Annotated in this window: 13 protein-coding genes and 1 pseudogene; 3 read left to right on the top strand and 11 right to left on the bottom strand. The window is 41.5% G+C overall.

Annotation, left to right across the window (positions count from 1 at the left end):
• Window positions 1-135: 135 nt before the first annotated feature.
• On the bottom strand, window positions 136-819 hold the full coding sequence (locus tag VK664_RS09335) for a dioxygenase family protein (protein WP_461398376.1): 684 nt from the start codon (window positions 817-819) through the stop codon (window positions 136-138).
• A 232-nt stretch (window positions 820-1,051) separates the two neighbouring features.
• Between VK664_RS09335 and VK664_RS09330 the strand changes: the two genes are divergently transcribed.
• Window positions 1,052-1,225, top strand: a complete 174-nt coding sequence (locus VK664_RS09330) for a hypothetical protein (protein ID WP_461398375.1) — start codon at window positions 1,052-1,054, stop codon at window positions 1,223-1,225.
• A gap of 310 nt (window positions 1,226-1,535) precedes the next feature.
• Window positions 1,536-2,576: a ScyD/ScyE family protein gene (locus VK664_RS09325; RefSeq protein ID WP_461398374.1), complete on the top strand. Its 1,041-nt coding sequence runs from the start codon at window positions 1,536-1,538 to the stop codon at window positions 2,574-2,576.
• 17 nt (window positions 2,577-2,593) lie between these two features.
• Here VK664_RS09325 and VK664_RS09320 read toward each other — a convergent pair whose 3' ends face one another.
• On the bottom strand, window positions 2,594-3,100 hold the full coding sequence (locus VK664_RS09320) for a DUF1579 domain-containing protein (protein WP_461398373.1): 507 nt from the start codon (window positions 3,098-3,100) through the stop codon (window positions 2,594-2,596).
• Between the two features lie 98 nt (window positions 3,101-3,198).
• Here VK664_RS09320 and VK664_RS09315 point away from each other — a divergent pair, with 98 nt between their 5' ends.
• Window positions 3,199-3,585 (top strand): hypothetical protein, encoded by a 387-nt coding sequence (locus VK664_RS09315; RefSeq protein ID WP_461398372.1) that lies wholly within the window; start codon window positions 3,199-3,201, stop codon window positions 3,583-3,585.
• Window positions 3,586-3,607: 22 nt separating this feature from the next.
• Here VK664_RS09315 and VK664_RS09310 read toward each other — a convergent pair whose 3' ends face one another.
• The 9 genes and pseudogenes from VK664_RS09310 to VK664_RS09270 all read right to left on the bottom strand — a co-directional run bounded on the left by VK664_RS09310 (window position 3,608) and on the right by VK664_RS09270 (window position 14,749).
• Window positions 3,608-4,201 carry a TlpA family protein disulfide reductase gene (locus VK664_RS09310; protein WP_461398371.1) on the bottom strand — a complete coding sequence of 198 codons (594 nt, stop codon included), beginning with the start codon at window positions 4,199-4,201 and terminating at the stop codon, window positions 3,608-3,610.
• A gap of 93 nt (window positions 4,202-4,294) precedes the next feature.
• A complete protein-coding gene (locus tag VK664_RS09305; protein ID WP_461398370.1) occupies window positions 4,295-5,941 on the bottom strand; it encodes an alpha-L-fucosidase in 1,647 nt (548 codons plus the stop codon).
• Window positions 5,942-5,956: 15 nt separating this feature from the next.
• Complete coding sequence (locus VK664_RS09300) at window positions 5,957-6,586, bottom strand: ATP-binding protein (protein WP_461398369.1); 630 nt, start codon at window positions 6,584-6,586, stop codon at window positions 5,957-5,959.
• 65 nt (window positions 6,587-6,651) lie between these two features.
• On the bottom strand, window positions 6,652-7,500 hold the full coding sequence (locus tag VK664_RS09295; protein ID WP_461398417.1) for a RagB/SusD family nutrient uptake outer membrane protein: 849 nt from the start codon (window positions 7,498-7,500) through the stop codon (window positions 6,652-6,654).
• A 15-nt stretch (window positions 7,501-7,515) separates the two neighbouring features.
• Window positions 7,516-8,184: pseudogene (locus tag VK664_RS09290) on the bottom strand (RagB/SusD family nutrient uptake outer membrane protein); the annotation flags it as partial.
• A 59-nt stretch (window positions 8,185-8,243) separates the two neighbouring features.
• Window positions 8,244-11,618 carry a SusC/RagA family TonB-linked outer membrane protein gene (locus VK664_RS09285; RefSeq protein WP_461398368.1) on the bottom strand — a complete coding sequence of 1,125 codons (3,375 nt, stop codon included), beginning with the start codon at window positions 11,616-11,618 and terminating at the stop codon, window positions 8,244-8,246.
• A gap of 38 nt (window positions 11,619-11,656) precedes the next feature.
• Window positions 11,657-12,523 carry a hypothetical protein gene (locus VK664_RS09280; protein ID WP_461398367.1) on the bottom strand — a complete coding sequence of 289 codons (867 nt, stop codon included), beginning with the start codon at window positions 12,521-12,523 and terminating at the stop codon, window positions 11,657-11,659.
• 245 nt (window positions 12,524-12,768) lie between these two features.
• Complete coding sequence (locus VK664_RS09275) at window positions 12,769-14,196, bottom strand: YdcF family protein (protein WP_461398366.1); 1,428 nt, start codon at window positions 14,194-14,196, stop codon at window positions 12,769-12,771.
• A 331-nt stretch (window positions 14,197-14,527) separates the two neighbouring features.
• A complete protein-coding gene (locus VK664_RS09270) occupies window positions 14,528-14,749 on the bottom strand; it encodes a hypothetical protein (RefSeq protein WP_461398365.1) in 222 nt (73 codons plus the stop codon).
• Between the last annotated feature and the right edge of the window lie 48 nt (window positions 14,750-14,797).

Here is a 14,797-nt window from a genome sequence, read left to right as displayed (position 1 = left end):
TATATATTACTAAAGCATAAGTGTTATTCAATAAAAGTTATGAGAATTATATACCAGGGAAATAAAAGAGGTAAACCTGGCCATACTCAGACGCTGAGTATAACCCCGGGGATAGTACAATGTCAGTGAGAATAGTTACTTCTCAGGATAATCGGGAATATTAAGCCCCAGTATAATATTGTGTGAAGCGGTTTGGACAGGATTACTGGCATTCACTTTAAGAATACCGCTTCCACCACGGTTTTCGTGCCCCGCCCTGATTGAAGCAGTCAGAAATTTATCATCGTCAAAAACCAACTCGTCAATAAAATACTCATTATCAATATTTGGTTCCTTAACCAGTAAGTGTACATGAGCTGGAATATTTTCCTTTGGATATGGAACCGGGCGGATGGTATAGATCGCATAATTCCCTTCGTTATCAGATTTAACCCAGCCCCTTAAATGTCCATGACGTTTGGCTTCAGCAGGCAGTCCCGCTGCAGGCGAATAATATCCCTCGTTATCCGTATGATAATAATACACAATCGTGTTTGGTGCCGGGGTGCGGCCATCTTTCCTGAATATCTTCCCGGAGATGATTAATTTCTGGCCAGGTTCATTCCATCCGGCGCTGGTATCTTTAGAATCTATCCGGGTGGGTACTCCAGCCCACATCACTTCACAACCATCGCAGCGGCCACCCACAATCCTTTTGGATGTTGCTTTTTTATCTTCAGTTTTTTTTTGACTTTGAGCCTGGCAGGAATTAACAATAGTTAAGACTGAGATAATCAGGATTAATATAACCAGGGGGTTAATCAGGTAATTACTTCTCATAAAAAAGTATTTACCTCAAAGTCGGTGGAAGATCAAAAGCCGAAAAATCTATTTGATGAAACGTGCAAAATCCTACATAATCCGTTCATCACCTTTTCGTGTTAAACTGCCAATAACCCTCTATTTCTCACCAACTACCCGCTGAAAATTGCTAAAAAAAACTTCTGAGGTTTTTATAAAAAAACTTGTTAAATTTAGTATGTCCATGGGATGGACCCGAATAACCCCTCATATGCAAAGCAGTAAACTGATCTTATTGAAGTTCCTGCTACCGGGTGCTGTTGCATTAAGCGGATTGGCCGGGTCAGCGCTTTTGATTTTACTTTGCTTACCGGCTATCACCACATTGCTTTTCAAAAATACTAATACGGCTACCACAATAAAGTTGAGCCTTCGTCAAACCTGATTTGTTATCTATCAACATTTTGCTAAAACAAAAATTATGTTGATTTATGCAAATCGGCTTACCGGTATCAGCTATTGATAAAAACTTCCGCACCTGGATTCCCGGATAAATACGGCTGATTGGCCTGAACTAAAAGGTCCCTCCTTCGGTCCTAACCCTTATACATACGCGAAAACAAACTCACCAATTGATTAGTGGATTCCTTTTATCACGGCGGCGGCGCATCCGAGGTCTGTGAACCGGTTATACATATAAGCCTGTGAAATTCCGATTATTGTTTGATTGAATCATCACTAAACTCACACAAAACATGAAACACCTATCAGTCACTTCAAACAAATTTTCTAAGCCATTTTTTCCTGCTCTTTGCCTGTTAGTGATACTGCTGGTTGCCGGTAGTTGTCATAAAATCAAAGACTACCTTGAACCTGAGTTAAAAATCACGACTATTGCAGACGGTTTTGCCATTCCAATTGGCGTAGAGGCCGATCAATATGGAAGGATCTGGGTCGCAGAAATGGGTACCGGGAAAAACGATGGCAAAGTATCCGTCGTTACAAAGGATGGCAAAAAATACCCGGTATATACCGGATTTGATTCTTATAAAATTGATAACGGTGAAATCGAGGGCCCCGGACATTTGCTTATTTCAAATGGGGTGTTATACATCGTAGGTAGTCATAGTAAACTTTATAAAGTCAACCCATCATCTTATCAAACCGGCGACGCACCAAAAGATGCCTCCACATTGTCTTATGAGAATATTGGTGCTTTTGTGCTCGATTACGACTTTAAATACAAGATTTATGAAACACATGCATATGGCATCGTAGCAGGAGATGGCGGAAATATATATCTTACGGACGCGGCCTCAAACGCGGTGCTACGTCGCGCCAGTAATGGAGTACTGAGCATAGTTACAGAATTTGCGCCTATAGCTAACCCTACACCGGTAGGACCCCCACAGATTCACCAGGTGCCAACATCACTGTATTATGACGGGCAGAATCTGCTTGTTACAACTCTAACGGGCTTTCCTTTTCCGCAGGGCAAGGCTACAATCTACAAACTAAGTACAGGCGGGGCCCTGTCTGTATATCAGCCGGGCTTTACAACACTGGTTGATATAGTTGAAGGTGGCAGAAAAGGAAAACTCGTGATGGAACATGGTCAGTTTGGCCAGATGGGCTTTGTTCCAAACTCAGGCCGGCTCGTTTGGACAAATGGAAATTCGATGAAAGAGCTTACCGGGGGATTAAATACACCTGCTGGCCTTAAACAAGTGAATGATCATACCTGGTATGTAACCAGCACTGGTGATGGCAGCCTTTTAAAGGTCACTTACGATTAGTGGTTTCAAGCCGGGTATTAATTTGCCGGTTCAACTTTTAAACGTTTATAATCAATTTCAACAGCCCTGGCAGACTCTCCTGCCGGGGTTATGTTGTAAGAAGTGATCTGAAGATGATCAGGGTCGTCCTGTTTTAATTCTATTCTCCAGCCCCAATGCTGTGGCTCAGGTTCAAGGCTGGCATATGTGCCGGTAAATGCGATTTCATTGGTCGAATTACCCTGTAAAAACATGATACCGGTGCTCATATGAAAGCTGTCTATTAGAACAGATTGCCACTGGTTATGCCGGAGGTCATACCCATAGATAGCCATACCAGACAATGGTTTACCCTGGAAGGTGCTGGCATACTCATGCAAAGCGAACCGGCCCTCAAGAATTGAACGGATAGTTCCCGCAATAGGTGACTCATCTACGGGATCATCCCCTTCAAACCAGGTCCTGGCAGTTCCCTGCCACTGTCCTGAAATCCCAGATAATAATTTGTGTTGTCCATCTTTCAATGAATCGTCAAATTTTCCCATAACGAGATTTTATATACATGAATTTTTATATGATTTATAAATGTAAACAATATCTTCAATGGCATGTTCTTGGTGCTAAAAAAATCTAAAGCAAAAATATGAAAATAGGAAACTGGGAAGTTAACGGTTCCGCCATTGAGTGGAAAGGTAGTGGCCGAAACAGGTTTGTAATAGAAAAGAAAAGTCTCACTGAGAAAATTGAGACCGATGATGAGAACCTTTCCTTGTATAAATGGATTGTGCTCGCTACAGATGAAGAATGGTTAACTGAAGATGACCTGTATGATCTGAACTTTGCTTTCGTTTATGCCGCAGCGGAGGGAAAAGCCGGGTTCGATTACCAAATGTTTGATGAAACATTATCTTATCAGTACAACCAGCTGGAAGAAGAGGATGATGAAGATGAGGAAGATGATGATGACGATAAAGATGGTGATGGCGATGCGCCGACTGGTGGTAAATTGGCTGAACTTAAACAGCAATAAAAAACCGCTGAACGAGGCACTCTTATTTTAGTGCCCGTAAAGAGGAAATAAACTTACTGGTATTATAGTTGGCCATCCCTTCATGTTTATGGAACAGTTTCCCAACTTTATCGAATACCAGGGTGGTGGGCAATGTGCCGGAATAAAAACTATCCGGTGCACCGCCGGATGCACTATATAAAGGAAGCTGATACTGATGAGCCTGCAAATACTCAATGGCTTTGGTAAGGTCTTCATCTTCACTTACAAAAAGGAAGATAATATCTTTATCATTTTCAAATTCCTGGTAGAGCTTGCTAAGGGAAGGCATCTCCGCCCGGCAAGGAGGACACCAGGTTGCCCAGAAGTTGATAAATACAATTTTCCCTTTCAACGATGCTGATGACAAACTATTACCTGCGGTATCAACGAATGTAAGTCCAAGTTCGCCGATAGTTGATGCAGACAATGCCGGATGTTTATCTACCTGTGCATTAAACAAGCCCGTATGGATCAATTGTCGCATCATCCATGACTTTGCATCAGGCACAAAGATGAGCAGTAATATAAAGGTGATCAAAGAGATGTTTAATACTTTGCCACCATGTTTTTTTAACCAAACTGATCCTGGATTCATAATCTTACTTCAATTTATTAAACTAATATGATGATACCAGGGATTGATTCCGGCTTGCCCGGATTAATACAATCGCAACGGCAGATAGAACTTCTAGATAGTAATTTTAACAGCATAAGCATACTCCTTTTTCACAGATTCAGGAACGATTATTTCCAATCCATCGGGCGAATTTCTGAATTCAAGATTAAGATTGTTTCCAACTAATACAACACGCTCAATTTTTCCGGGATAATGGGTGGCATTTTCTGCAAGTGATTTAATCACCAGTTTATTTTCAAGCGGTGCACCCAATGGAATAGCATATAAAAATTTTCCCTTTTTTGTGAACCTTATATCTTCCCGGGTGAAAGGTTTTCCTTTGCCTTCATTAAATCCCTGTGCATTTATAGCAACAGCCGAAGCCATGGCAGGCCCTTCGCCGAACACTTTCCATGGTCTTGTACTGTAAATACACTCACTATATATACGCATCCATTTGCCTATTTCCTGAACAATAGTTCTTTCGTCAGCATCTATAGTGCCATCACCCCGGACCGGAACACTCAATAACAAATTTCCATTTTTACTCACAACATCAATCAATGTATGGATGACTGTTTGAGCGGATTTGTATTTATGATTTACAAACACACGGTCATCATAATGCCAGTTGCCGATACAGGTATCGGTTTGCCATGGTAAGGGCTCGATACTGTTGCTTTGCCCTCTTTCAATATCCCAAACCAGGCATTTCCGTTGTTCTTCATCAAGCACTTTGCCATTGATGACTGCCTGTACTGAACCTTTTCGAAATATACTTTTATTATACATATGCGCTGCGATCTTCAGGCCGGCATCGCTTACCGGCCATAAAGGCAAAGCCGTATCATCAAAGTAAAGCAGGTCGGGTTCATATTTGTCGATGAGTTCGATGGTACGTTTATAAAATTTGTCAATATAAACTTCTGATGGAGGTGATACACCGTCGCCCCAGTTCCACTGTTTATGAATCGTTGAATTATCAAAACTGTTTTCGCTGAGTGGATGACTTTGTGCATACAATTCCTGTGGATCAAGTCCATCCCACCATTTGCCTTTACCGTCTTTTGTTGTCAACGAACCGTCATAAGGGGTTCCGGCCTTTGGCCCGGTCTTATCGGAACGTCTTGAAGTTTCATACCAGCTCCAGGCATGAGAAGCATGTACGCTGGTGCCAAAATACAAACCATTTTTGCGGGCAGAGTTGGCCCATGCTCCGATTATATCTTTTTTGGGTCCGACACGTACCGAGTTCCAGGGTTGATGCGTGCTGTTATATAAATCAAGATTGTCATGATGATTGGCTAAGGCTACAAAATACTTTGCGCCGGCTGACTTATAAAATGAAAGCAATTCATCAGGTTTCCATTTGTCGGCCTTCCATTGATGTATTACATCTTTGAAACCAAATTGAGATGGATGTCCATATTTCTGAAGGTGGATCTTGTATTTATCCGTTCCTTCCATATACATCTCCCTGGCATACCAATCACCGCTTTCCGGTTGACATTGAGGACCCCAGTGTGCCCAGATGCCAAACTTTGCATCGCGGTACCATTCAGGAACTGAATATTGTTTCAGGGATTCCCAGGTTGGCTGAAATTCCATCGGAGTCATCCCGGTTGCTATTTTATTTATTGCCGCTGCTGATATTTTGTTTGAAACAGATAAAGATGCAATTGCACCTGCAAGGGATTTGACAAGTTTTCTTCTGTTCATAAGTATTGAATTGGGTTATTTCTTTGGAAAAGAAATGGTCGTACGCAGCCTTCGTAAAAAAGCTTCATCGAGATTAGTTTTACTTTTTACTGACACTATGGTAAGTCCGCTCCTGTTCTCAGCAAGTGTGGTGAAATATGCCAATTCAATGTTTGCATACCTGTCATGGGAATCTTTAACGTTGCTTCTTTTACCAAACAGGGCATCCGCTTCATCAAAAAAAAGTATGTTGCCACTTTTGTCGGCCTCATCAAAAATCTTTGTAAGATTTTTTTCAGTTTCACCAATATATTTTGAAACGACCTTTGAGAGATCAACCATCGTCGTTTCAACACCTGCCTGTGTGGCGAGTAAATTTGCAATGAGGATTTTAGAAGAAGATGAACTGCCGTCGAACAAAGCAATTATTCCTTTTGAGGGAGGGGGCTGATTGCCCCTGTCACGAACATGTGATTGCGTTACCAAAATATTCAGATCCTGAATTGAGCTTATCATATCCTGATCTATCAGCACATCATCATAAACAAGATCATGTTTTGGTAAGTCTTTGTTTCCGTGGATAGCCGAAGCAAGGGCAGTTTGCAGTTCTGCCGGAGTATTATAGAGTTTTTGCATAGCAATCTCAAAGCTATGAGATTTTAGCATGCGGTCAAATAAGGGAAAGCAGGAAGGAAAAAAGCTCCGGACCAGTCGATCCGGAGCCAGGTGTGTTAGTAACCGGGATTCTGAAACATTTGTTCAGGATCGAGCCTGGTTTCATTCAGGGGAATAGGGAAATAATAATCTTTCTCGCTGATATTACTAAGGGGTGAATTATTGTAGTCAGACTGGCTCTTTTGTTTGAAGTAAGCCACCAGTTCTGAAGGATTAAAAAATCTGACGAGGTCATGCCATCTGTGGTGTTCAAAGGCCAGTTCCACGCGCCTTTCATGAAGGATAGCCAGTTTTAGCGTAGGATACCTAGAAGCATAAGCCGGGATGTTCATCATTGCAATGTAGCCTGGCATACCTGCCCTGGTTCTCACCATATCAAGGTATGTGATTGCCATAGCATTTTCATTCAAACGCATATGCGCTTCGGCCAGGCAAAGAATAATATCGGCATATCTTAACAATATCCAATCGTTTCCACCATAACCCAGAGTTCCGGCAGTAGCACTTACATCGCGGAATTTTGTAATGAAATAATCCTGAACAGATGGATGTGCTGCATATTTAATGGAATATTCAGTACGTTTATCACCGGTTTCGAATTCTTTTCTCAGATCCGCTGAAAGCGTTCCGCCTACGCCTGTTGACACAACCAACGAGTTAATTGTTTCGCCACGCGCCTGGTTATTACGGGCTATTGCTGATGAATATGTTGGATCTCCCTGTTTATTTGAAATCTGCCATATGATTTCTGCATTTGTTGATTTTTTTGACACGTCAAATACATCAGCAAATGGTATATCAGCCAGGTTTGCAAATGTGCGTTGATTGTAGCATGCGAGGAGATATGTTTTTGCGTTGTTCAGATTTGCATTCGAATTTGAAACATCAACACCTGACGCCGCCATCGTGAGATATACTTTACCCAGGAGTCCGTTTGCTGCCTGCATGGATACGCGGCCCTTGCCGGCAGCAGGTTGAATAACAGGCAATGAACTAGTGATTACATCTTTCAGATCTGCTATTATCTGCTGATAAACGGTTTCCCTTGATTCACGCCTGGTGATTGCTTTTGCTTCGTCAGGGTTGTTCAGCCTTTCTGTAACCACTGGAACCTCACCAAATTCTTTTACCAGGTTGAAATACATAAAAGCCCTGATGAACTTAAGCTCAGCGATATACTGATTTTTGGTTGCTTCGTTCGAAAATGCAATTTTATCAATCTGCGAAAGAACAAGGTTAGCCCTTGATATAGGATTATACAATGCTACCCAATGGCTATACAGATAGGTGTTACTTGGTGATAACGCAAACGCAGTAAACTGAAATGGTTCACCATTGTTGGATTGATTATCTGTTGAATTTACATCATCTGAACGGTCGTCCGTCCAAGTGCCCGAACCCTCGCCTACAGCGTTTCCGGTTCGCAATGCCTGGTAAACACCACTTACTGCGAGGCTGATGTCATTTTCAGTCTGAAAATTTTTATCTATTGATATCGAATTCGGTGGATCCTGCTCAAGAAATGATTTGCTACAGGAAACTCCGAGCGTAAATGTTGCTATTGCAACGAAAAATATTTTTGATTTCATCTGTTCTTTTTTATTTGATTTGAGCCTGGGATAATCGAATGGTAGTTATTTACCTGATCTTAGAACACTACTCTGATTCCTGCATTGTATCCTCTTACAAGTGGATATTTACCATAGTCAACACCAGGAGTCAGATTGCTACCATTGTTATAGTCGACCTCAGGATTGTATCCCAGGTAGTTTGTAATTGTGAATGCATTATCAACTCCAACGTATAAACGAAGATTTGTGATGCCGATCTGCTTAAGTCCGTTTACATTTCCCAGACTATATCCTAAAGTCAGGTTTGTACATCTGAAATAGGAGCCATCCTGCAGATAATAATCAGACAAACGTGTACTATTACTTTGGGTTCCACCTCTTGAAGCGCGGTAATCATGACCGTTGCCCGGTTCTGATTCGCTCCTATAGCGATTTGTAAGTACCTGGTAATTATTACCGGAACCTTCCATATTCCTGATATAATAGTCCTGGCCATCAAGAACTTTGTTTCCCTGGGAGCCATTAAACGATGCACTCAGGTCAAGGTTTTTATAAGCAAATGTGAGATTAAACCCATAGGTAAAATCAGGATATGGCGAGCCAATTACATCTTTGTCAGCTTCATTTACAACACCATCACCATTGTTGTCGATAAAATAAAGGTCACCGGGGTTAAGTGGAGTACTTGAATAACCGACAGATCTTGGAGGTCCTTTCAGTACATATCCTTTTGGAAACGACCTGTTGTTCGCGAGGTAGACGGCGTCATCGGCAGCAATATTAGCCATATCCGACGCCCTTACCATCCCTCCGACTTTCAATCCATAAAACATACCAATTGGCTGTCCTTCCCTTGTGACGTGAGTTACATATGATCTTTCTGCGCCAGCCCTGAAAATTTCACTCGCTCCATCAAGACTTTTTACTTCATTTTTATTGGCCGTGATATTACCACTGACATTGAATGAAAAGTCTTTGGTGCGGATTATTTTAGCATCCACCTGGAGATCAAATCCATTGTTCCTGATATCGGAATTTTTCAGATTGGTCAATACGGTAGTAGTCCCGGATAAGGCAGAAACATTTTTTTCATAAAGAAGATTGAAAGAGCGGCCAACATAGTAATTGGCAATGATACCAATCCTGCCGTTCAGGATAGTGATGTCTGTTCCAATATTGTATTGGGAAGTCGATTCCCAGCCAAGTTTATCATCAGCCATTTTTCCGGCCCAGGTTGCACTAACGATGTTGTTTCCAATCACTGTTCCACCTGGTTGAGCAAGAAGTTGCAGGTATTGATAGTTGCCAATATTATTATTACCACTAAGGCCCCAGCTTGCCCTGAGTTTTAAAGTTGACCCGGCACCGAGCCAGTCATTGTAAAAGTTTTCGTTTGAAATGTTCCAGCCACCTGAGACAGATGGAAAGACGCCATAACGGTTCTGCGGACCAAACCTGGAGGATCCGTCGGCACGGATGGAGCCGGAAATATAATATCGCTGATCATAGTTGTATAAAACCCGGCCAAGATATGATACCAGTGTAGTGGTAGATTTGCCTGTGTTACCGTTTAATAGAAAGCTACCGGCTGCCGCACCCTGGGCAGTAATTTCCGGAACAAGGTCGTTACTGAAATTTTTTGCTGTTACGCTTGTAAGATCAGTATAAGTTTCCTGTGCTGTGTAACCGGCCAGGGCATCAATACTGCTTTTTCCAAATTTCTTATGATAGTTCAATGTGAATTCTGCAAGTTTGTCCTGGGTTTCCAGCGTCTGGCTTGAAGCTTGTGCTGCTGCTATTGCCTGGGCGGACCCTGGCGGATTTTCACCACTGCTTAACGTGGTCGGGTAAAAATATTCGTACTTCTCATTATAAGTTTGTAAACCCAGGTTCACTTTTGCAGTTAGCTGTGGAATTATTTCGTAAGTAACATTACCGTTGAATGTGGATCGCATACCCTTACGCGTTATATTAACCTTTTCTGCCAGGGCAACAGGGTTCTCAATACCCTGGAGGCTATATGTAAATCCATCAAATCTTTCCGCGGCTTTGCCAAGTTGTAATGAACCGTCAGGATTATATACAGCAAATATTGGCATCATAACCAGCGCTCCCAGTATTGGTCCCTGGTTGAAACGTCCTTCCTGTACTTCGCGTCCGTTTGTGTTGGTCACTGAAGTACTGGTACTGAATTTCAGCTTTTTACTTATTTCGCCGTCAATGTTTGCGCGGAAGTTTATGCGTTTCTGATAAGTTGCGGTTAAAATTCCCGGCTGATCCTGGTAACCCCCGCTGATCGCATATCTTACTCCTTCCTTACCACCCGAAAAAGACAGGCTATGTCTTTGAACAAGTGCTGATCTGTATAACGCATCCTGCCAGTCTGTATTAAACTCCGGGGTGATCATTTTTTGAGAAGGGAAATCATAGATGGCCTTAATTATAGTGCTTCCGCTACCACCACCTTTTGCAATACGTGTGTTATTATCATCAGAATAATAACTATCATTCCAGGTAACACCATTAGCAATGAGGATATCTTTATAGCTTCCGTTACGGCCATCAATGAAAAGCTGTGCGAATTCTGACGAATTCATCAGCTTCACTTTTTTGGCAAGTTCTGTGACTCCTATCTGGTAATTATATTGTAATGTACCTTTTCCAAGTTTGCCGCGTTTCGTAGTGATCAACACAACCCCGGCTGATGCCCTGGAACCATAAATAGCTGCTGAAGCAGCGTCTTTAAGTATCTCTATAGATTCGATGTCATCAGGATTAATAAAAACATCATTACCTGCTGTATTTGGATTATAACCTCCTGTACCGGTGCCTCCATTTCCGGGACCGCTATTTATATTTCCACCGACAGCATAGCCATCGATCACGTACAACGGTTCAGAGCTCGCATTGATCGAACCTATACCTCTCACACGGATTTTTGTTCCCGCATAAGGCGCTCCACTTACCTGTGAAACCTGTACCCCTGCTACCTTTCCTACCAGCGCCTGGCTGAGTGTGGGCGAAGACAGGTTTAGTTCACTTGACTTCACGCTTGAGATAGCGCCGGTAAGATCACTTTTACGTAAGCGTTGATAACCGATTGATACTACTTGTTCGAGTGACTGAACATCTTGTTTAAGGGTTAAACGAATCGAATTGTCTGCTTTGGCAGTCAGCTCCTGCGACTCAAAGCCTGATGATGACACAACAAGGATAGTTCCCTCTTCCACTTGTAAAGAGAACTTACCTGACTTGTCTGTAATGGTTCCCTGGTTGCCGGTTTTAGCACTTATGCTTACTCCCTGCAAAGGCAAATTTTTATCATCTGTGATTGTTCCTGCTACTATGACCTCCGCAAATGGGCCGGAATCTGTAGGATCACAAAATGCTGTACCCGGGATAATTAGCAATGCCAGGTAAAAGAAAAAAGAGACAATGGAATAAAATCTCACTTGCATGGTTGTTTTAATTGGTTGGTTAATATTTATAATTAATTTTTTATGGTCATCATATTCACATTGTTCTTTCTGGATGATGAAACAGCAATTGCTTTTCCATTTTTATCCAGGAAAGCAAAACCTTCCAGCTCATCAGCGCGATCAGTATCCACCACTTTAACTACATATTCTTTTCCAGTCTCCAACGATTTTGAGAGATCAAGAAAAGTGAGTCTCCACCGGCGCCCTTCGATCTGGTTCTGAACCAGCACAACGATATTTTCTCTGCCCTCAATAAAATGTATATTCTGAACCCATGGTGAACAGCTAAATTTCTTAAAGACAACATTTTTCTGAGATGTTGAGTCAGCTTTGCTGAGAGCAACAGGATCATACAATCTCACTTCGTTGTTTTTGCCCCCATAATCAGCTGTTGCTACATACCATTTATTTTTATATTTCACGTATTCGGGTCTTGTACCCTGAACACATGCATCATCACTTATAGTTCTTTTAAGATTTCCGTCCAGCGTTCGTGTTTTTTGCAACCCCTCCCAGTTTATATGATAAATAACAGCCTTCCATAATGTGCCTTCCTTATTCAGGCGGATGCTGTTGCCAATAAAAACCGGCTGACCTGGTTGATAAGCAATACCTGTCGGATGATTGATAACATCAGTATCATTCATGGTTAAACGGATTTCATTATTTACGCGAACAAGGCTGTCGTCTTTCATTTTATATTCCCTTATTACACCGACTTCACGATCACCGTAAAGAAATATTCTGTCGTTTTGAACTGCAATCCCCTGGCAGGCACCCGTTGAATCAACGGAGAATGACCGTTCTATAGGGATATTAATATTTGAATTGTAATAGCCAGTGACAATACTTATTGCCAGGATTAATAACAGTTTCATTAAACTTTTTTTAGCAATTTGTATTGAATAATCTCTTATACAGCTTTCATTTCCATGCATACCTCACTATTATTTTCTGCTATAATTACAGTCAATAAACGAGGTGACACAGACTAAGATGACAATACTACCGTCTGGTAATGGGGCAAGCAATAATTTTCAGGTATGACCTGATACTGAAAATCCGACAACAATCATCTGACAGGCAATGGAGTTAGTAACAGGGATAGTGGGTATGCATAAGCTTAAGGGTCCATCGGCTCATTTGGATCAATATGCAAGGCTTCAATCAATGGATAAAATTCAAGAAGTGTTTCGTTTAATCTTTTTCCTACCTTAAATGGTACATGATCCAATTCTTTTTGACAACGGGCCGCCAATGTCGTTCCAATGCTAAAGCTTTGACCACGGGTAGTACAGGTTAATGCAACTTTTTCAAAGGGGATACCATATCGGAACATCAGCCTCGCTGCGTTTCGCATATTTGTTGTGGTATGGCGCGCATGGGGATCAATTATGATAGCCGATTCAGGAATGCCAAGTTCATGTATAAGGTATTGCTTCATTTCAATTGCCTCGTTGAACTTAGTCTTATAAGGATGAACTTTGCCGCCTGAAGGAATGATATAAGGTGCAAGTCCTTTTTTATATTCGATTGCGGCCAACTGGCATCTCACAATTGCTTCGGCACTTAAGGCTACACCTGGATCTCCGGGCCCGGCGCCTGGTACGAGAATCACCGAATAAGGAAATTTCTGCCAGTTAGTTTTAGCTATGGTTTCAAAGGCTGCCCGGTTCTCTCCAACCTGCATTGGCTCAAAATCAGCTGCGAGGGCCCTCTCATTCATTTCAATAAACCTTAAAGCGAACTCGAGCGGCAAAGTATAAAAAAGGGTACGATCAGAATGCTTTTCATTGCTCATCCATGCAGTATTGTAGATAAGGCCTGCATGACCGGCTGTAACCATTGAGGTGTCTTTTTGATCTGCTACGTGCAGGCTAATCGAATCAATATTTGGGTAGTTTGGCTTTAGACCGCCCGCATAAACTCCGATAGCAAAATTGATCCCGCGCGCATCCTGTTCCCAGGCTTTAACAAGCATTTCTTCGGGTTTCAGCTGCTGATACAAGATATATGTGCCGGAAGGAATCAAATCTGTTTTAACCAATGAAGCCAATGGACTACCAGGGCTACATAATAAAGACAGTCGCTTACTCACCTGCTCAATCTCAGCGTTGCTAAACTGAAGTGTAGAAACAAGACAAGCTTTATTTCTTCCACATGTTTTAATAGCAGCGAATAAAGACTCTTTTTTATTTTTTGTAATTTGTTTCAATTCGGTATCTGTCGACAATATTGAAATCAAATCGGCCCTCTCAGAAAAAAGGGTAAGCAAATAATAATTTTTTGATTGCACAAAACCGCCATAAGTATGCAGCTTGTATTCCTTAACTGGCCTGACTGGCAAGTCTGGACCGATAGCTAATGTTTTGTTGGGGTGAAGATTCCCGGCATTATCTAGGCCTGTTGATAAAGAGCCTTTTGATAAAGAGCCTGTTTCGGCAACTAGATGTTCACCGGCGACTGGTGTTGACTGGGATTTAACAAAAGAATTATTGAACAAAAGAACACTGAGAAGTAAGTATTGCTGTAAAACGAAATTCGTGCGCATTAATTAAAAGTTGATGCCGCAAAAGTAATTTCAACAACGCTACATCAAGAAACATTAATACGACTTAATGATTTGATATCGAACTGATCATTATTTAATAACAAATCGGTAACGGTATGGATACATGTTCATGCTAACATCCGGATGGCATAATTGATTTATTAAAAAGCAGGGATTTGAGTAACCAGGAGTTTAACAGAGACTGGAATAAATAACTGGTTCGTAACGGAGATTAGGATAAATAACGGGGATTATAGTAAATAAAAAGCTTCCAGAGCAATGCAATGGAAGCTGATAACAATATGACTATGTACGGAGGGAATACTAATATCTAGTTCGCAGTAACTAAAGGAAGTTCAAGGACCTCCTTCTTCTTATCACTCTTTTTCTGTTTTGGCAAACCGGCTGTTAAAACCCTGGTGGCTTTTTTCACTTTCCGGTTAAATTTTTTTTCGCCAAGAGTTTCCCTTAGATCCATCAGGTTTTTTGCAATTGTAGTTGCAATGTGTTGACGTAATATCTGTTTTTTTGTTTTTTTCTTTAATTCTGACATAAATTCTTGTATTGATTGCTTACAAACTTAACGATAAGATAATATACC

The sequence above is a fragment of the Flavitalea sp. genome (genome assembly GCF_035489435.1).
Lineage (GTDB): Bacteria > Bacteroidota > Bacteroidia > Chitinophagales > Chitinophagaceae > DATHKG01.
Note: the sequence above shows the minus strand (reverse complement) of the source record. Positions and strands in the feature narration are given on the sequence as shown.

Bases quoted from the DNA above. Each gene is read 5' to 3' on its own strand.
- VK664_RS09320 (WP_461398373.1), bottom strand. From the start codon at position 3,100: ATGGGAAAATTTGACGATTCATTGAAAGATGGACAACACAAATTATTA.
- VK664_RS09305 (WP_461398370.1), bottom strand. From the start codon at position 5,941: ATGAACAGAAGAAAACTTGTCAAATCCCTTGCAGGTGCAATTGCATCT.
- VK664_RS09300 (WP_461398369.1), bottom strand. From the start codon at position 6,586: ATGCTAAAATCTCATAGCTTTGAGATTGCTATGCAAAAACTCTATAAT.
- VK664_RS09270 (WP_461398365.1), bottom strand. From the start codon at position 14,749: ATGTCAGAATTAAAGAAAAAAACAAAAAAACAGATATTACGTCAACAC.
- VK664_RS09330 (WP_461398375.1), top strand. From the start codon at position 1,052: ATGCAAAGCAGTAAACTGATCTTATTGAAGTTCCTGCTACCGGGTGCT.
- VK664_RS09280 (WP_461398367.1), bottom strand. From the start codon at position 12,523: ATGAAACTGTTATTAATCCTGGCAATAAGTATTGTCACTGGCTATTAC.
- VK664_RS09315 (WP_461398372.1), top strand. From the start codon at position 3,199: ATGAAAATAGGAAACTGGGAAGTTAACGGTTCCGCCATTGAGTGGAAA.
- VK664_RS09325 (WP_461398374.1), top strand. From the start codon at position 1,536: ATGAAACACCTATCAGTCACTTCAAACAAATTTTCTAAGCCATTTTTT.
- VK664_RS09295 (WP_461398417.1), bottom strand. From the start codon at position 7,500: ATGGCGGCGTCAGGTGTTGATGTTTCAAATTCGAATGCAAATCTGAAC.
- VK664_RS09310 (WP_461398371.1), bottom strand. From the start codon at position 4,201: ATGAATCCAGGATCAGTTTGGTTAAAAAAACATGGTGGCAAAGTATTA.
- VK664_RS09335 (WP_461398376.1), bottom strand. From the start codon at position 819: ATGAGAAGTAATTACCTGATTAACCCCCTGGTTATATTAATCCTGATT.
- VK664_RS09275 (WP_461398366.1), bottom strand. From the start codon at position 14,196: ATGCGCACGAATTTCGTTTTACAGCAATACTTACTTCTCAGTGTTCTT.